This is a genomic window from Echinicola pacifica DSM 19836, assembly GCF_000373245.1.
Classification (GTDB): Bacteria; Bacteroidota; Bacteroidia; order Cytophagales; family Cyclobacteriaceae; genus Echinicola; species Echinicola pacifica.
Genome location: NZ_KB890756.1, coordinates 111,944 through 131,077 on the forward strand (window position 1 = coordinate 111,944; position 19,134 = coordinate 131,077).

At 49.4% G+C, this 19,134-nt stretch carries 10 protein-coding genes; 1 reads left to right on the plus strand and 9 read right to left on the minus strand.

Annotated elements, in window-relative coordinates:
* Positions 1–83 precede the first annotated feature (83 nt).
* The 6 genes from B050_RS0117865 to B050_RS0117890 all read right to left on the minus strand — a co-directional run bounded on the left by B050_RS0117865 (position 84) and on the right by B050_RS0117890 (position 11,112).
* A complete protein-coding gene (locus B050_RS0117865; protein ID WP_018475326.1) occupies positions 84–839 on the minus strand; it encodes a phytanoyl-CoA dioxygenase family protein in 756 nt (251 codons plus the stop codon).
* Between the two features lie 80 nt (positions 840–919).
* Complete coding sequence (locus tag B050_RS0117870) at positions 920–2,014, minus strand: Gfo/Idh/MocA family protein (protein ID WP_018475327.1); 1,095 nt, start codon at positions 2,012–2,014, stop codon at positions 920–922.
* Positions 2,015–2,085: 71 nt separating this feature from the next.
* Positions 2,086–4,332, minus strand: a complete 2,247-nt coding sequence (locus tag B050_RS0117875; protein WP_018475328.1) for a glycoside hydrolase family 31 protein — start codon at positions 4,330–4,332, stop codon at positions 2,086–2,088.
* Positions 4,333–4,606: 274 nt separating this feature from the next.
* Complete coding sequence (locus B050_RS0117880; RefSeq protein ID WP_157492888.1) at positions 4,607–6,490, minus strand: right-handed parallel beta-helix repeat-containing protein; 1,884 nt, start codon at positions 6,488–6,490, stop codon at positions 4,607–4,609.
* Positions 6,491–6,609: 119 nt separating this feature from the next.
* Entirely contained in the window at positions 6,610–8,106 is a 1,497-nt protein-coding gene (locus B050_RS0117885; protein WP_018475330.1) for a RagB/SusD family nutrient uptake outer membrane protein, read from the minus strand.
* An 18-nt stretch (positions 8,107–8,124) separates the two neighbouring features.
* The gene (locus B050_RS0117890; RefSeq protein WP_229802464.1) at positions 8,125–11,112 is read right to left on the minus strand and encodes a SusC/RagA family TonB-linked outer membrane protein; all 2,988 of its coding nucleotides are present in this window, start codon (positions 11,110–11,112) and stop codon (positions 8,125–8,127) included.
* A gap of 241 nt (positions 11,113–11,353) precedes the next feature.
* Between B050_RS0117890 and B050_RS0117895 the strand changes: the two genes are divergently transcribed.
* Positions 11,354–12,301 (plus strand): helix-turn-helix domain-containing protein, encoded by a 948-nt coding sequence (locus B050_RS0117895; protein ID WP_018475332.1) that lies wholly within the window; start codon positions 11,354–11,356, stop codon positions 12,299–12,301.
* Between the two features lie 16 nt (positions 12,302–12,317).
* Here B050_RS0117895 and galB read toward each other — a convergent pair whose 3' ends face one another.
* From galB to B050_RS0117915, 3 genes are all read right to left on the minus strand, one after another.
* Positions 12,318–14,747, minus strand: a complete 2,430-nt coding sequence (gene galB / locus B050_RS0117900) for a beta-galactosidase GalB (RefSeq protein ID WP_018475333.1) — start codon at positions 14,745–14,747, stop codon at positions 12,318–12,320.
* A gap of 544 nt (positions 14,748–15,291) precedes the next feature.
* Positions 15,292–18,048 carry an alpha-d-galacturonidase gene (locus tag B050_RS0117910; RefSeq protein ID WP_018475335.1) on the minus strand — a complete coding sequence of 919 codons (2,757 nt, stop codon included), beginning with the start codon at positions 18,046–18,048 and terminating at the stop codon, positions 15,292–15,294.
* A gap of 90 nt (positions 18,049–18,138) precedes the next feature.
* Positions 18,139–19,053: a sugar phosphate isomerase/epimerase family protein gene (locus B050_RS0117915; RefSeq protein WP_229802465.1), complete on the minus strand. Its 915-nt coding sequence runs from the start codon at positions 19,051–19,053 to the stop codon at positions 18,139–18,141.
* Positions 19,054–19,134 lie beyond the last annotated feature (81 nt).

Consider the following 19,134-nt stretch of genomic DNA (forward strand, 5'->3'; position numbering starts at 1 on the left):
CCTCAGCTAGCATCCCGACCTGTCTGGGAGTAAATGGCTCTCCATGCTCCTCCAGCCTGACGCCGGGATGGATCAGGCCGGACTTAAGCGGGAACTTCCTTTTTTCTTTCGCCCTGCTGGATGAAGGGCTCCGCCCAATATAGAGGCTCTCCACTTGCTTTGAGGATAGGTTCCGCAGAATATTGGATGAGCAATACTCGCCTGGATTTATTTGTCTGATTGGAGCCACTGCGGTGAAAGCAGGTGCTGGAAAATAAGGCTACATCGCCAGCATTTAGAATTGCCGGTATTCCAGGGTTTTCACCGAAATACCCAATCTTGTCATTTGTCCCCTCCTGAAGGCGATGGTCTATGCGGTCCCTAGTCCCTGCATCTGAGTAGGGAAGAAGGTAAACAGTGCCATTTTCTTCGGTCACATCGTCCAGCGGACACCAGATAGAAAGGTAAGGTTTGTGCTCAAAATCCAAATAACCCGAATCCTGATGCCAGCTGAAAGTCATCCCTTTATCTGCGGCCTTTACCACAAACTGCTCCAGGAATAAATAGACCTCCTCACCAAGGATTTTGCGGGTTATCTCCTCCAGCTCCTTCCCAAAAATCAGCTCCTGCATGGTCTGGCTATCCTTATACCTCAAGGCAATAAAATACCGCTTTCCCTTATGATTGATCTCATCGACCTCCACGCCTTTTCGATCCATCTCATCGTCTTTCTCCTTCATAAATCGCTGACATTCGTCTTTCAGCCGCTCCAGCAGCGCTACAGGGATGACGTTCTTCACGATGCAGAAGCCTTCCTCCTGAAATTGCTTTAATTGTTCTGTTGATAAAATAGTGTTCATCTGAATTATTGGTTAATTGGTTGTGATAAGTGTTTAGTGTTTTTTTATTCGTTTCTGTTGCTGGGCGCAATGGTGAAAATTCATTTTCCCAATAAGGCTTCCAGGCCATATTCCTCAATGACTGCCGCCACCTTTTCGGGCTTGCCAGACTGCAAGCTCCTTTCCATGGTCTTCAGCAGAGCGATGGTGCCGACCCCCTCGATCAGATCGGGATAGGCCACAAAGTCAGTCTTAATGCTATCTGCAAAATGTTCGAGGTAATTATTATACTCTCCCGCATGATGACTCTTCCCCTCAAATCTGAAGTAATGCTTCGACTTATGCTCCCAGGTCACCAGCTGCTCCTCCCCTGACTGATCGGTAATGGCATAGCGCAATTCCATATAATCTCCTTGGCTGCTCCCCGTGGTTCCGCGAAGAATGCAGCTCATCTCACTGTCTCGAAGTGCCGGCTGCACCGGACCTGAATAGGCTCCCGATACCCGGGCAATTCTTCCGTCTTTGGACTTATAAATAAAATGCATGGTGTCAGGGTTTTTCAGACCACCTGCTTGTCCATTGGCGCTGAGCATGCCATAGCCCATCACTTCTACTATTTCGGGAAGGTACCAGCGGATAAAATCCACGGGATGACTTAATCCGCCATATAGCCACTTAAATGAAGGCTCCAAGGCCCAGGGCTTTTCCAAAAACCATCGGTGGTCCGCATGGTAATAGGCCTCCACCGTAATCAGATCCCCGATCAAACCCTTATTATAATCCGCGCGCTGCCGCTTCATCGGCTCAAAGAACCGACTACTTTGCCCCACGAATAGGCGCTTACCTGATTTCCGCTGCAGTTCTATCAGGGCCTTCGCCTCCTGAAGATCATCCAGCAAAGGCTTGGTGCATACCACATGCTTCCCTGCCTCCAGTGCCATTTTGATATGCTCGGCATGAAGCCTATCGGGGGTATAGATGCCTATTGCATCGATGGATGGATCCTCCAGCATCTCCTCATATCGCGTGGTATAATGTGGAAAATCAAATTCCTTTGATCTCTGTCGGCAGACCTCCTCATTGCGGTCACAGATGGTGACTAAGGCGATCTTATCACTGTGCATGGCCGCAGAGATGGTACTTCGCCCTTCTCCCAAGCCCAGTATTCCCAGTCGTAATTTTCCTTCTTTCGTCATCTTTTTTGTCTTTGCGAGGCCTAGCATATCGCCTCTTAGCCCTTTTCTTTAGGCTTTCGCCTGAATAATTATTATTTCCATATCCCCCGAAACTCCCCATCGATCGACAAGCGGTCTGTATGGGCCAAGTCCATATCATCGGTGCAGCTCACCTCCTCATTATAGACAGGGATCGTCACTCCCTCCTTTATCCACACCGGCATTTCTCCAAGTGGAATCCCCTCCAGCTTGAGCCATAAGGGGCCTTCCTGCCTTTGTCCTGTAAAGAAATGTACCCAGGTCCCTTCGGGCAAATACACCTTTCGACTATGATCACTATTCATCACCGGGGCGATGATCAATTCGTCTCCGAAATAATATTGATCATCCAGATGCCAGCAGCAATGGTCCTCGGCATGGTGCAGTGCCATTGCCCGCAATAAGGGCATGCCTGAGTGAATGGACTTCTCGCTTTGGTCCAGGATATAGGGGATGAGCTGATAGCGCAGTTGCCACCACTTCCGAATGAGATCCGCTATTTCAGGATAGTGATAGGGCTCCCGCTTCGCAGTACCATGGTAGCGAATATGTGAGGAAAACACCCCAAACTGTGTCCAACGGAGGTATAGATCATCAGGAATGATGGAATTCATAAAATTGGGGAGACCGTGAAACCCCGGCACATCATGGCTCCAAAAGGCGAAGCCTGACATCCCCAAATGAAGACCTCCTCTAAGTGATCCAGCCATGCCTTCCCAACTTGCCGCCGCATCACCTCCCCAGTGTACAGGATAGCGCTGACAGCCAGCCCAGCCCGCCCGAGCCCATATCAGGCCCTCGCCATTCATCTCTCTGGTGACCTCATAGGCCGCCCGCTGATACAGCAGCGCATAGAGATTATTCAGCTGCTCAGCAGGAAGACCTGCATAATCCGCCTCCATATGGATCTCCTCACCAAAGTCCGCCTTGATACAAGCCACCCCCATCTCCAGCAATTGCCGAAGCAGCCCCTTATACCATTCGGTGGCTTCCGGCGAGGTAAAATCTATGGTACCCGCATAGTCCAAGGCACTGAAGTTGGATCCTCCCTGCGTTTTATTCTTTTTGAGCGGAGCGATATAATTATTTTTCTTCGCCTCCTCATGCTGCTCAGCTTCCGCGGCGATATAAGGCATCTGCCATAGGCTCAGCCGAAAACCTTGCTGCTTTAGGGTCTTGATAAATCCCCGAGGATCTGGAAATCGCTCTGGGTTAAACTTCCATTCGCAGAGCCAGTCGGTACGAAACCAACCGGTGTCCAGATGGATCACATCGCAGGGGAAATTTTCCTTTCTCAGCCGCTGGCAGATCTCCTCCACCTCCTCAGCAGAGAAATAAGTCATGCGGCTCATCCACAGTCCAAAACTCCATAAAGGAGGCAGGCTAGGAAAACCAGTGATCCTGCGGTAATGCCGTAATATCTCTGAAGGTTGATCTGCTCCGATCAGGAATAAATCCATCAAGGGCTCCTCCACCATCAGCTGCGCCGAGCGGCTGCTGTGGTCGGCCAGAGAAATCTTGCCATAGGCACTGCTGTGCATGAATATTCCGTAGCCTTTGCTAGATAGGAAAAAAGGGATATTCTTATAGGTCCTGCGGCTGTTGACGCCCTGCCCATCCTGGTTCTTCAGTTGGAAAGTCCTGCCCGCCAGATCCATTTTGGCAAAGCGCTCGCCTGTCCCTGCAAAGCACTCCTCCGCTCCGATCTCAAAGGACATCGTCAGCTGCCTAGCCTGGCCTTCTTCACTAATCATCGCCAGCCCCATAGCATCCACCCTTGCAGGAAAAAACTGATCTGCGGCACTCAGACGGAGTTCTCGCTTTCCATCAGGAAAAAAACTCACCTGAAATCCAGGCTCCGGGGCAGGAAGGAGGTCACTCCACCAGTCTATCTCTGGCTCGGACAGCTGGATCAAGGCCCTCTTCTTCCCTGAGCGATCCTTTATCAGCCATTCCTCATTAGACTTCTCGAAGTCAAGGGAAGTTTCCACTAAGTCCTCTGCCATATCCAGCATGGGCGAAGACTCCTGCGCCTGAGCTCCCAGCTCTGTGATAAGTCTTAGGATATTATCCCCATATGCCCGGATGATAAAGGCATATTCTCTGATCTCCACCGAGGCGTCCGCCTGAATATCGTGGGAGAGGACCTGACAATGGAAAGGCAGCACTATGCGGACACCTAGGCCATGCTTATCGATGGATAGGGGCCTCCCTGCTCTCCACAGGCGCTTGGGATAATCTTCCCCCATCTCCGGGTCAAAATCCAAAAAATCATAAAGCTGGTAATTTGTTTGTTTCATGAATACACTATTTTAGTATTGGTGGTTTCTTGGATTTCTATTACCTATCGCCTCCCAAGATCGATTTACCTCCACCTCAGACAGCGGCGACCTTCCCTTCTGAGGTGGGCCATTGGATCTCTCGAGGACTCGGCCGGCAGCTTGAAAGCGGGTAAGTGAGTCACGCGTATGGGGCCAATTATGTCCTTTCCCCAGATTAGCGGCTTTTCAGCGTCAGCGATTTCATAAGGAACTCATTTGGGAATGTCTGGAAATTGGCGGCATCAGTTAGTCCCTAAGGGATGATGTCTTTATAAGCCTCCTGGATCCCTGCTCTCTCCTTAATGGCTGGGTCCACCTGAGGGCCATTATTTTCCCAAAGATTGCCAGGCCCCGGGCTATTAGAAAAGAACTTATCCCTCTCAGTCCAGTTGTTTACTGCGCGGATATACGAGGAGCCCTCATCATAGTATATATACTGGTGATGATGTGGCATATGAGCGTAAGGAGCATCATGAAGGTCATAAATTGCATTTTCGCTGATCTCTGTATTGGGCTGGGCCGAAAGGGTATATACCCCGCCGACGTCATACATTTGCTTCGCAAAATGATGAATTCGATTGGCGTGTATCTTATTATTTTTGGCAGCAGTGATGGTCTTGGTCCAAAACCACCCCACACAAATTCCAGAGTAGTTGACTTCAGTGATTTCATTATGAGCAATAGTCACATCATGAGCCAGCCCCACACTAATACCTACACATCCCCAGTCCTCATTTGTGGCATCAGAAATATAATTATTAGAGAGCTCAAGATGATGTACCAGCTCCCGACGGTCTGCTGGATCATAGGGCAGGTGAGCCTCATGCTCAGGACCTCCAAAGAAGCCCGCCTGAATGCCAGTTCCGCCGATATCTCTGAACACATTACCAACTGCCTGCGAATGGTTCACCCCCAGCACCAAGTCCAGGCCTGTGGCGGCCAGATGCTCAAAAGTGCATCTTTCGATGCGTATATTCTCGGCATTCCGCAGCTCCACAGCGGCAGGCTGCCGGCCTATCCACGCCTGATTTTCCAAGCCTGCCTTATCGGGAGTTCCTGGCTCCTGCAGCTTATAGGCTTCCAGAATATACCAGCCGGCCTGCAGAGGCACATGGCCTCGCTCAGAGGGCCTCATCCAGGTGGAATGGGATAGGGTGATGCCTTCCACACTTATATGGGTTACTTTATGGTCGGGACTTCCACTGATCTGAATGAGTGTTTCCAGTCTAGGCGCTATTACCTGCGCCCTCGCCATGCTCTCCCCTTCCAGCGGCCAATAATAGACCTTCCCGGATTTCTTATCGTGGTACCACTCCCCAGCCTGGCTGAGCAGCTCTGCTGCCCCCTGCCAGTAAAATGCCGAATTGCCATTATATTCTTTCTTCTCATCAATAAATGGTGCCGGCCAGGGATGCTCAAACTCAATCAAGCTCTCTGGCTGATGGAAGCTCAGCTTGGCTCGGTCGCCAACGACCTCCATGGATCGTACCCTGAGATTGGCTATCGCCCACCATTGATGAATTACAAACTCCAAATCATCCAGCTTCCCAAAATCCCATTGGGGAACTGGTATCCACATTTCCTGCTTCTCCTTATCCACCGAAAGGATCCGGGACAGTGGTCCTTCATTTAGATTTCCAGCCCTTTTTGCCTTTTGTCCATTGACCCACAGCTGTCTAAAATACAGCGGCTGGCCACCGACAATGGGGCCATCGGCCATCCAAAGCTTTCCCGCTGCAGCCTCCGGAGCTCCCTCAGGCAGCTCCGTGGCGACTGTCCAGCCTTGCAGCTCCAGCCCTCCCGAGAAGACGGGCTTAGCGCCTGGGGCAGCCATGATGCGCGTAGGATGCTCTTCAGATCCTGCATCCTCAGGACGGATAAGCAGTGGCTCATAGAACTGATATCGACCATCCGCCACCATGATTTCTATCCCTCCTTCCAGGCTTGGGTCCTGCAAGCGCCTTAGCTCTCGGGCCTTCCTCAAGGCCATATGTACCGTCGCCAAAGGACTTGCTTTCGTGCCTTCGGCAAGGTCATTGCCTGTGGGGGCCACCCAAATCTCCTTGGCTTCCGCCTCCATTATAGCGACGAAGAAGATACCGAGGACTAGCTTTACGATTGATTGTAGTCTTACCATTTTCTATCTATTTCTTGTTCTTGCTCCCTTCGGGAGAATAGTGTTTCCTAATAATACAGGTGATTCCTCTTAATACTATCCTGCACTTTCTGGAAGGGGCCATCATTCAAAATGAACCCTTAAAACTCTGGATTTTGATCCAAATTCGGATTGGATAGCACATCGGCAGGTGGAATGGGAAACAGGAGGTACTTAGCATCAGATGGCTCCTTCAGGGTCCATGAACCCAGAAAAGTCCCAAAGCGAATCATATCCTGCCTGCGGTGACCTTCCCAAAAAAGCTCCCGGCCACGCTCTTCCAGCAGGATCTTTTCACTGAGTTCTGTCAGCCCCGCAATATTATTTCTCTCCCTCACCTGATTTACCATTGCGAGAGCCTCCTCATTGTTCCCGAGACGATACTGGGCCTCGGCTTTCATCAGGAGCATATCCGCATAGCGCAATAGCACGATATCGTTGTCAGCAGCACCGGGATTTTCATAATCAGGGATATACTTTACGGGTCGGTAGCCATTCCATAAGGTCGCCCCCACAAGGGTGGGCACTTCCTTGGTGAATACCACATTGGGAAGAGGCTCTCCATTTTTATTATATTGCTGTCCGGCTAAGAATCCCGCATTATAGCCCTGAGCTTTGGTGATGGGATGCTCATAATACCGGCGGATATCTCCCTCCTCAAATAAGTCATAAACTTCCGGCGTAGAGCTAAAGCCATTCCAGCCACCCCCATTGGGCAGGCTCATCTCAGTGGGGAAGATCGCATGCCACCATACCCAGAGGGAGTGGGACCTTACGCCGCCTTGCCCCTCGATAGTGAAGATCAGCTCGGTGGAAGCGTTATTATTATTAGGAACAAAATTGTCCCAGTAAAAATCAAGTTCCTTGCCCTCCAGGGCCTCCACGTTTTGGATGACTTTCTGCATATCAGCAGCTGTGAACTGGGGATTTTCACGGTTTTCATACACTCCTCTGTTTAGGTATAGCTTCGCAAGGAGGCCATATGCGGCATTTCGGGAGGCCCGATAAGCGGGACCCTGAGTTGGTAAGTCCAGCACTATCTCCTCCACTTCCCCGATGATAAAATCCACCGCTTCCTTTCCTCTAAGCACCACCGAGGGCTCCAAAAGATTATCTCCTGGCTCTCTAAAAGGCACCTGATCAAAAAGGTCAAGAACTGAATACATGAAAAAAGCCCTCAAATACCGCGCTTCCGCCTCCAACTCTGCCGATGGGGCGAAGTTTAGGATATTAGTAGCGTCAAATATCCCCTTATTCAGCCCTCGCCAGAGGGATTGGACATAAGGATTGGTGGCCACCCAGGTATGGGTATGGAGCTGGCGATATACGCCACCATTATCCCAGCCCGATGGTCTGGAGGGTACGATGGCCGCATCCCCACTGATCTCCTGAAATAACCATACACAGCCTGCATGCTGAATATAGCGACTATCAAAATCCCGATAAACAGTCTCCATAAGTGAGCTAAAATCCACATTGGCTTTCAGAAACTCCTCTGCGGTCTCCTTGGGAAGTTCTGATTTGAGCTCCTCATCCAAGTCGGTACAGGAAAAAACCGCAGAAAGAGCCAGGGTATATATTATTGATTTCTTATTCATAATAATGGTGATTTTGGGTTAGAAAGATGCCCGAAGGCCCAACTGGAAGGTTCTCGCTCGTGGATAGGGAGCATACTCAATTCCGTAAGAGGGTACGCCATCCACCGATCGGTTGGTATTGACCTCAGGATCAAAACCGGAATAGTTGGTAATCAAAAAGAGATTTTGTCCTGTCAGTGAAAGACTGAGGTTCTGCACGGCCTGGCCCAAGGCTCCAAAATTGTAGGACACCGTGGCATTTTGCAGGCGTAGAAAATCCCCTTGCTCTAGGAACCTGGTGGATACCACATTGGCATTGCTGAGGCTTTCGTTTCCTAAGCCTATCTCCGGCGAGGAGTTTCTTCCCAGCCCAAAATTCGGCGCTGTCAGGTAGGCATTTGCCGTATTATTATAGATCTGATGACCAAAAGCACCATTCATGCTAAAGCCAAATCCCCACTTCCCATAGTCCAGCCGTGAATTTATCCCAAGCAGAAAGTTGGGGTTTGGGTCGCCTACAAATTCCTCGCTGGAAGAATACTGCGCCAGTCCATCGCCATCCAGCCCCTCAAAGAGTAGCATCTTGAAGACATTCAAGGGCTCATTATTGACGAGCTGCTGGGAGTTGGAGCCTCCACCTAGGCCGTTGCCATTGATTTGGCCGGTCCAGATAGGGGTGCCATCATAGTCTGTAAGCTCATTTTGGAGATAGGTGGCATTGGCTCCCAGCTCCCATATTAGCTTATCGGACTCCACTAGCACAGTACTAAGCATTAGCTCCATACCCTTATTGGTGATGGTGGCGGGGACATTGGTCCAGAACTGGGCCGCTGGAGCCGGCTGTATAGTGGGCAACTGGAACAGCAGGTCTGTGGTGTTTTTATTGAAGTATTCTATGGATCCCATCAGTCGGGATTTTAGGATCGAGAAGTCCATTCCTATATTGATGGTTTTGGTCGTTTCCCATTTCAGATCAGGGTTTGCCACATTGCTCAGCGAGATCTGCTGCAGTCCAAAGGCGTATCTTTCCTGTGAGGCCCCAGCGGGAAACTCCTGATTTCCTGTGATTCCCCAGCCCAGTCGCAGCTTAAGATTATCGATGACCGTGCTGGATTTCATAAATTCCTCTTCGCTCATCACCCAGGCGCCAGCAAAGGAGGGAAAGTAACCATACTTATTATTCTCCCCAAACTTCGTGGAGCCATCCGCCCTCATGGTGGCGGTAATCAGGTAACGGTCAGAGAAATTTAGATTTACCCTGCCAAATACCGATTGTAGTTGGTTGGTAGGATCGCGGAAAGAGCTTACGGCGACATTGTCTCGGGAGGGATTCTGAAGAATGTCTGTTCCCAGGAGGTCGAAAGAGGTGAAGCCCTTGGCGGCAATCGTCGTCACATAGCTTTGATAATCTTGAAATTCGTAGCCCAGAAGCGCATTGAGGCGAAAGCCGTCAAAATCCTTTTGATAGTTCAGCGTATGGGTCAGGGTTTTGGAAGTGAGGCTACTAGTATTTGCGATCGCCAGCCCCAGGTCGGTGATGGTGCTCAAGAACAATTCCCCGGAAGTGTCGATGTTTCTATTGCCTTTGGCATGGTTTAGCCCTAGGCTAAAGCGATAATCCAGCCCATCGATGATATGAACGGTCAAGCCCAGACTTCCTAAAATATTGGTGATATTCGTCTCGTCATTATAGTAAGCTAGGAGTGCTGCAGGATTGGTGGATAAGCCATCCACCTGGTTGCCGGATTGATTATACATTCGTTGGACAAAACTCCCGTCAGCATACCTAAAAGGCACGGTCGGATTCCACTCTATTGCATTGCCGATCAGGCTACCATTAATATTAGAATCCTCGGCAATGGGCGCTCCAGCCTCAACGGTATTGGAAGCGATCAGGCTGATATCCAATTCCACCCTGTCCTCAGGCAGAAATTTATAATTGCTAGTATAGTTTGCCGTATATTTTTTGAGTCCGGACTCCTGGATGACTCCTTCCTGGTCATGGTACCCCAGGGATAGTCTATAATTATTTTTTTGGCCTCCTCCGCTAATTCCGAGGTTCACTCTATTGGTAAATGCGGTTTGGGATATTTGATCAAAAGCATCGACGGATTGCCCGCCATTATAGCCTTCCAGTCCACGGTGTTGCAGGGCTTGACGGTACGTATCGCCATCCATAATACCGGGTTTACGGATCATATTACTGATGGCTGAGCTCATGTCCAAGGTCACGGAGGGAGCGCCCACCTGACCCTTTTTGGTGGTGATGATCACCACGCCATTTGCCCCTCGAGAGCCATAAATAGCCGTGGCAGAGGCGTCTTTCAGCACATCCATGGAGGCGATATCATTAGGATTGATGAAGTTTAGGGGATTTGACCCCTCGGTACTCCCTAGCTCCCCAGCGGTGGCACCAGGCTTGGTATTGCGACCATCCAAGGGCACCCCATCCACCACAAATAGCGGCTGATTGCCGGAGCGAACTGAGGAAGTTCCGCGAATTCTGAAGGTCACTTCTCCTCCAGGAGCACCGCTATTATTGATGATATCCACCCCGGAGACCTTTCCCTGGATCAGCTGCTCCGGGGACACCGTCACCCCTTTATTGAAGGACTCTTCACCCACTCGGGTGACAGCCCCCGTGAGGTCCCGCTTACGCGTGGTGCCATAGCCCACCACGATCACCTCGTCGAGGTTTTGGACGTCTTGTTCCAGAAGTATTTCTATGCTCGTCTGATTCCCAATGCTCACCTCCTGGCTCAAATATCCTACAAAAGACACCACCAAGGTGCGGCTCTGGTCCTCCACCGTCAGCTGAAAAGATCCATCCAGATCAGTGACGGTCCCATTGGAGGTTCCTTTTTCCATAATATTGACCCCGGGGATGGTCTGCCCATCGCTGGCGTCCCTTACCAGACCGGTCAGTATTTTTTGATCCACCGCCTGATGAGCAGCGACTGGCTCCTTGGGACTTGGGTCCTTCGGGCCAAATGCAGCCGCCTGCATACTGATGCAAGCGCTTGCCATACACAAGAGTAATTTTGGGTTCATGGTGATTGGGTATTTTGGGTTACGATTAAATTGCTGTTTGTTGGGCTGGGCATTTTTTCCCTCAGTCCTATGCACAATAACGTCAGATAAAAATTATTCCGAAGTAAAATAAAGTCAACGGTCGATTTTATAAAATAGACCTTATATTTACCTTTTATTCGCAGGAAAGGGATTTCCGCTTTAATAATCAGTTTTATCAAGCCAAAAGACCAAAGAAATGAGCAGCTCGAAATCCGAGGATTCCATGAAGACTAAAAAGAAGCAGGGAGAATCTGGTTTTTGGTGGCATGAGGAGGATCCTGGGCCGATAAGAGAACTGCCATTTATCAAGCAATTTGGGAGCATGAAATTCTCCAAGGTTCGGATGGATGAAAATATGCGGCCTCATCTCAATGACGGCATAGAAATCCACTATATAGAAAGCGGTAAGTACGACTGGGTGATCGAAGGACGCTCCATAGAGCTCTTGCCAGACGATCTGTCCATCACTGCCCCATGGCACTGGAATGGAAGCCCTGCTGGCAAAATGGAGATGGGACATATCAATTGGCTGATTCTAAAACCGGAGGCTTATCAGCAGGATACTCCGCTCAGCCTAGGCCCTTGGTGCCGGATTCCTGTCAAGTATCAGGAGCAACTTGGCAAGCTGATCGCCTCAGAAAAAGGGCTGGTATTGAAAAAGGCTAAATCCTATAAAAATTACTTTGCCGACCTGCAGCGAGAGCTCTCCTGCGGCCTGGATGGCTATGAAATAAAAGTCTGCAATATCCTGGAAAACCTCCTCATGGACCTCTACCGTGATCTGGCTTACCGCAAGACAAAAAGCCAAGAGGACGACCTATTTATCGGGCATCTCACCGAGATGGTCTTCGAAGACCTGACCAGGAAATGGATCGTAGATGAAATGGCGGCAGATTTTGGAATGGGAAAAACTAAATTTACCGAGGAGGTGAAACGCCTTACCGGCTACCCTCCTAATAGTTTTATCATTAATCTCAAAATCAGGAAAGCCAAGGAAATGATCCTTTCCTCTGTGGCTTACGATCTGGCTGATATCGCTTTTACCTGTGGATTTTCTTCCCTACAGCATTTTACCACCACTTTTTCCCAGCGTACTGGCATCAGTCCCGGCCGTTTCCAGAGTCAGGCCAGGAAAAAAGGGTAAAGCCTGCTGGCCCCTCTTACTCCACTTTCAGCACCAATTCTGCGGGCTGTAGGTTCTCTGCCCGGGCGGTGAGCGTGATGCGGCCAGCCTTCTCATTCGTCTGCACGATCACTAGGCATTTGCCATTATAAGCTTGGCGGTAATTGGCTTTGAAGGGCTCCATACTAGCCTGATAGCCATTGTCCACCCCGACGATGGTCCCCTCTCCCTGGATCTCAAAACTCACCTTATCGCTGGCTTTTGGAACTAAGTTGCCTTCCATATCATGAATGCTGACGGTGATGAAAGACAGGTCCTTTCCATCTGCCTTTAGGCTTTTTCTATCGGGCGAAAGCTGCACTTTCTGTGCCTCTCCAGCTGTACGGATCTCTTTTTCCAAGATCGTTTTTCCTGCTTTTCGGGAAACCGCCTTTAAGGTTCCTTCCTCATAGGGCACTCGCCACATGATATGAAGGTCATCTCCTTCTTTTTGCCTTACGCCCAGCGACTCCCCATTCAGGAAGAGCTCCACCTCATCTGCCTGACTATAATATGCCCATACATCCACGGTCTGGCCTTCCTCCCAGTTCCAGTGGGGAAATACATGCAATACCGGCTTATCGGTCCACTCACTTTGGTACATATAATAGACGTCCTTCGGAAAGCCTGCCAGATCTATAATTCCAAAATAAGAGCTCCGCGCAGGATAAGGATAGGGAATCGGCTCGCCCAGATAATCAAATCCCGTCCAGACAAATAAACCTGACATGAAGTCTTGGTCTTTGATGGATTTCCACGTTTCCTCATGCGTGCTACCCCAGTACGCGGATACCTGATCATAGGCAGATACCGTGAAGTCCTCATTGCCGCTGGTCAGGGGCTTATCATAGGCCTGAGGCCAGCGCTTGATAATATCGGAGGGCTGATCATAATGTCCTCTGGTGGCCAATGCCGACATATTTTCTGTGGCAATAATAGGCATCCCGGGGAATCTTTTTGGGAAATCCTTATAGTCCTTATGCTTATAATTAAAGCCCAATAGATCCAAAACCCCCGCTTGATAAATATAATTTTTGGAAGGGATATTTTCGGTAAGTGCACTGGTCACTGGCCGTGTGGTATCGAGGCGTTTTACGATACTGACCAGCTCGCGCGTGATGGCCAGGCCTGTACTATCAAATTGCTCCCTGATTTCATTACCTATGCTCCACATCATGATGGAGGGGTGGTTTCGGTCACGAAGAATCATATCCTCCAGATCCCGACGATGCCACTCCTCCCAGAAAGTATGGCTATCAGCATTCATTTTTTTCTTTTTCCATACATCAAATGCTTCATCCTGAACTATGAAACCCATCTGATCACATAAGTTCAACAGCTCCGGCGAAGGAGGATTATGCGCCGTTCTGATAGCATTGACGCCCATTTCTTTCAGGATTTCAAGTCTTCTCTGAATCGCGCGGGTATTGACCACTGCTCCCAAGGCGCCAAGGTCATGATGATTGCATACGCCGAGGATTTTCATTTTTTTCCCGTTCAGGGAAAAGCCTTCTTTGGAGTCAAAGGCAAAAAACCGCACGCCTAGGGGAGTCTCATAATTGTCCAAAAGCTGCACCCCTGCATACACCTGCGTGACCACTCTGTACAGGTAAGGTCTATCGGTGGACCAGAGCTCGGGCATGGCTATCTCAAAATCCTGAAATAGTACGGTATCCTTGCCTCCCCGCAGGTCCGAGTAGGTGGAAGTATAAGCCACTTCTTTACCCTCAGCATCCAGAATGGTGGAGATAATATCTAATTTTCTGTGGGAAAGCCCCTTATTATTGATTCTGACTTCCAGTGCTACCTTAGCGAGGGAATCGGTGATGGATGGGGTGCTCACAAAAGTCCCCCAATGGTCCACATGAATGGGATGCGTCCGCACCATACGTACATTTCGATAGATGCCCGAACCCGTGTACCAGCGCGAATTAGGCTGAGCAGAATTGTCCACCCGAACCGCAAGGGTATTCACCTCTCCCCCATATTTCAGGTATTTGGTAAGGTCATATTTGAAAGAACTATAGCCATTTGGTCGGATGCCAAGGCGTTGGCCATTGATCCAGACTTCGGCATTTCTATACACCCCGTCAAATTCTATCCAGGTGGTCAAATCCAGCGATTCCCGCGGCAAGGTAAAGGTCTTGCGATACCAGCCTATACCAGCCGGCAAGGCGCCTCCCTCCGGCTGTGTGGGATGCGTCTCACTGAAATCCCCTTCTATGCTCCAATCATGCGGAAGGCTCAGCTGCCTCCATCCCTCCACCGCATAGTCCTCCTGTATCGCCTCAGGGTGATCTCCCAACCTGAAAAACCAGCCCTTATTGAAATCCATCACCTCCCGGAATTGGTCATCGGGGGAGGTGGAGCAGCTCCAGCAGGCACATACCAACATTATTATAGAAATGAAAATCCAATTCTTGCTCATATTTCTTAGCTTAAATACCAAAGTATTCTTATTAAAGATGGCGCTATTTGATTTAGTATAACCAAATAGTTGCTATTTCATTTGATGAATAACAAATTCCTACTTTATAATTAAATGAGATTGCAGCGCTCAAATCACCTCTGAAACAGCTTTTTAGGAGATAGCCTTACGGCCAATTTCACCTGAAATCAAGTACCTGATTTTCTTGCGAAGCGCTGATTTTCTCTAGCGATTCCTTCCTCTGCCAGGTAGCAAAATACTTGCTATTATCGGCTAATTCTGAGTTTTCAGATCCCCTTTCCCACTTCAATATATTAGTAATATAAGATACCACAGGTGTTTTTTACAAGTTTTGATGATATAATACCATTTCACCCCGCGCCAATTCCTTCTTTTTAGCGCAGGTTTTTGGGCATTATTTCTCTAAGGCTTCCAAAACAAATTCGGGAAGGCCGCTATAAGATTTTGCATTCATAAGGATGCTGGAAAAGGGATATTAACTACTCTAAAGTCATGATCAAGGAAAGAAAGGAAGGGTATTGGCTTAGTAAAACAGCCAATCAACGGCGGCCTTCTGATCTTCCCCGATGAAGCCTACCTCTCTGGATACCAGCTCCTGAGACCCCTCTACAGCCCCAAGAATCAGCACCTTCCCATCGGCGAGCTGCAATTCATGTGTGCCCGCTTCATAACTATAGGTGTGGATATTGACGGGTGGAAGACCCTGAATTTCAATCGCATTGGCGAGCAGTACCTCTGCTTCCCCACGCATATTCCCCATCGCATTGGTCTCCAGAGTCGGAGGGGTCAAATAGTGCTTATCTCCGGTATTGAAATAGCCCAAAACAAGCTTCACAGGCTTATCAACAGTGAAACGCAAGCGAATACCTTCCTCATCCAGCTTTTGGGAGGATAGATGCAATCCTTCCAGCTGTAGCAGCTCCGGGGCGATTCTCTTAATGGTCCCCGGCTCATCGGTATAGACCTTCTCACCAGTGCGAATTGGCATCGGACTGGCCTCAAACTCCCAGCTAACCGAAGCTGGCTGCCAAGGACTTAGCTCCTGCTGAGGACGCTCTCCATCCGGTGACTCCTTCAGCAAGGCAATATTCCGACTAAAACTCTCAAGTTCTTTTTGGTATAAAGGCAGTAGCTCTTGCCAATGTTTATACTTACCATCATTGCCTCCTATTGGGATTCTCCTCATGGAAGTCTGCATGCTATTGGCATACCAATAAGTATCCTTGGTAAGTTCTACTAATTCCTGGTAATGCTCCAGGCTTCTCTTCAAATGCGGCAAGGCTTCTTCCAGATCGGAAACCTCCCCCGAATACTTAAATCGAAGAACCAATAAAGCTGCTTTCACTTTTTCACCAAAAAACCGGGCAAAGGCATTATAACTATAGACATCATTCCGCAATCGGGCAAACTCCTCCTTATCCTCCGTCACCTGAGCGGCAGCCTGGTCGATGGCCTTCACCGCCGCCTCCCCATGTGCCAATACTTCGGAGATCAACTGTGGGGGAGTCTCGCCGATATGATCCTCACCCTTCCACTCCTTTTCTGCGTAGTCGATCAAGATCTCTCCTAGTGGACCGCAGGACTCATAAAAACCAGGATACACCCTCCACTTATGGGGGTTCACTAGCTGGCTTCCAAACATTCCCAAGAGTAGGGTTTGACGATTGCCCTCAGTAATCCCAAACTTGCGTAGTAATTTAGGGGCTATTTCGCCTGTTTCTTCATAGGCTTTCATGATTTCTTCTCCGGACGGTGCATCTGCTCCATAAGTCTCCGCTAGGATTTCCGACCAATAATCGATTTCCTCCTCCCGATCTCGCCGACAGTTCCAGGCATAGCGCGCCCAAGCCTTATACCATATCCAGTCTCGATCGATCTGCAAGAGCCGCTGCCCATCAGCGGTCTTATCCGCCGTATAGGGCCAGTCCCAATAGGATGCTTGCGGGTATAAATGCAGGGCATTGGCTCCATGGACATCATGCATAGCCTGTACGCTTTTTTGGATGAAATCCGGCGACCCGAAGCGAAAAGGCTCCAAGTTGGCCAAAATATGAACGTTGGAGATATGGACATTTCCCTGAGAACTCAGGCTCTGGTGGATCTCCGTCCAAGGTCCGCGTGGCTGATAGGTCGTAAGGGATTCCCCATTGTATTTGTGAGTGGTATAGAGGTTTTGGTACAAAGGCAGGGCCTTTTCCATCACCAAAGGGGCATTGGTATCATGAGCACGTAAGATAATCGGAGGCTCATCACTACGTCCAAGCGCCTTCAGTCCGTCCTGAACCCCCGGGATGATGGTTTCTGTAAACCATTGCACATCATTCTCCTCCCCGGACATGGCCTCTCCCAGGGCCACCAGCAAGCCTACATTGGGATATTTCTCAATAAATGCAGCTATCGATTTGCGAGTATAATCAGCGATATAGGGAAGTATAGGGCGATTTCTGTCCTGGGTCTCTATCCCATAATGCGCTGCAAAAGGCTTGGAAACTATAATATTATAAAACATCTGTATCACCCATATGCCACGCTTGTCGGCCTCTTCGGTGATAAACCTAAACATCTCCTCATTCTGCTGAAAGGTCTCCTCCGTCACCTCCAAAGCAAAGGGATAATCGTCCAATTTCACCAGGGAGGCAAATGGATGGCCATTCCACAGGTAGAGGGAATTCATCCGGTTTTCTACCAGCATATCCAGATAGTCAATCCAATGCTCCTTGTCATAGAACCAAGGGAAATTCTCTGGAGTATAAGGGTATTCATACACCCCGCGCCCCGGCATATAGGAGGTTTTTTGTAAACCTATACATGCGCCACGCAGGACCATCTCAGGTCCGTCCACCATCGATTGGTGAAAATCTATCTTGCCATTTTCGCGCAGCTGATCCCCCAACTCAATAGCTCCATAAAGAGATCCCGAGGCATCCGCGCCCTCCACCAGCAGTATTTTACCCTCTGAAGAACTGATCCGAAAGGATTCCTCACCCATGGTTTCTGCCTTTGGCTCAGCCTCAGTCCAAGATTGGCCTTCCTTCCAGCGCTGAAGCGCAGGATCACCTTCCTCGACTATTATAATCGCCCTGTCCCCTAGCTCCTGCTCACCCAACACGCCTGAGATGACCTTATACCTGCCCGAGGTCTTGAGGGTTTCCACTAATTTCTCCGCCCCAAACAGGGCCCGATCTGAGGCGTGTTCACTGGTGAGTACGCTGATGTTTTCCCGCTGGTTACATGAAATAAATACTGTAAATAGAAGGATAAGTGGAAGGAGAAATTTCATTAGGTCTGTGTTAAATGGAATTTATAATAAGCCAAATCTCCAGAAGGAGGTATCGGCAATTAATCTTCGGGTAAGCGAGGCATTGTGCTATTAGGACTGGAAGATGGACTTCATATAAGTGGCGTTGGAGCCATAATTTCGGCGCACATTATGGACATCCTCTGTATCTCGGGAGCGCTCTATAATGAGCCAGCCCGACCAATTCATACGATCGAGTGTTTTCTTGATCTTGGGCATATCGAGGGCCGGATCCTCCTGGATCAGCTTTCCATCGGTATTGGAGCAGTGGATTTGGGCGATGTTTTTTGCCCCCAGCAGCTCCAATTCCTTGCAGATGTCTTTTCCGTTTTTGATGGCATTGGCGAAGTTGAACGAGATCTTCACTCCCTCTGAGTCAATTTCTTTTAATAAACTACGTTCTCCGGAAGCATCCAGGGCGGTTTCCACGGCGATCACAGCCCCTATTGCCTGGGCTTTTTGCCCCGCCATCCGTAGTCGCTTGACGATGGCTGGACGGAGCTCCGGCTGCTGGACAAGGTCTCCTTGTACACCAAGAGGCAAATAGGCAACTTTAATCCCCATTCCTTTCATGGTGTCCAATGTATCTTGCACCATCTGGGGAACCGTCTCTCGCTGGGCAAAAGACTGGGCATAAAAGCCCGACATGGCAATGGAGCTTATACCAACGCCCTGTTTTTTAGCCTCATTGAGGAACTCCTGCTGCACAGCCGGGTCACCAAGCTTACTATCGAAGGTGGGCCTATCCCCCAGCCCTCCCATGTCCAGCTCGATTCCATCGGCCTTGATCTCACTTGCCAGCGCAAAGGCACTCAGCTTTTGCCGCTTTAAGATCATCCAATCGCACACTGCAATTCTATATCGATCAGTCCCTGCGATCCCTGCCGTCCGGGACGCGGTGCATGCGGCTAGCCCTGGCCCGGAAATAATAGCCGTGCCCAGCACCATGAGGCCTTTTATAAAACTTCTTCTGTTCTTCGTGTCCACAATTATTTTGGGTATTAGTTAAGGATAAAATAGGAAGCTGACCAAGGTCAGTATCACCTCCCGCCAAATAGCACAAATTTA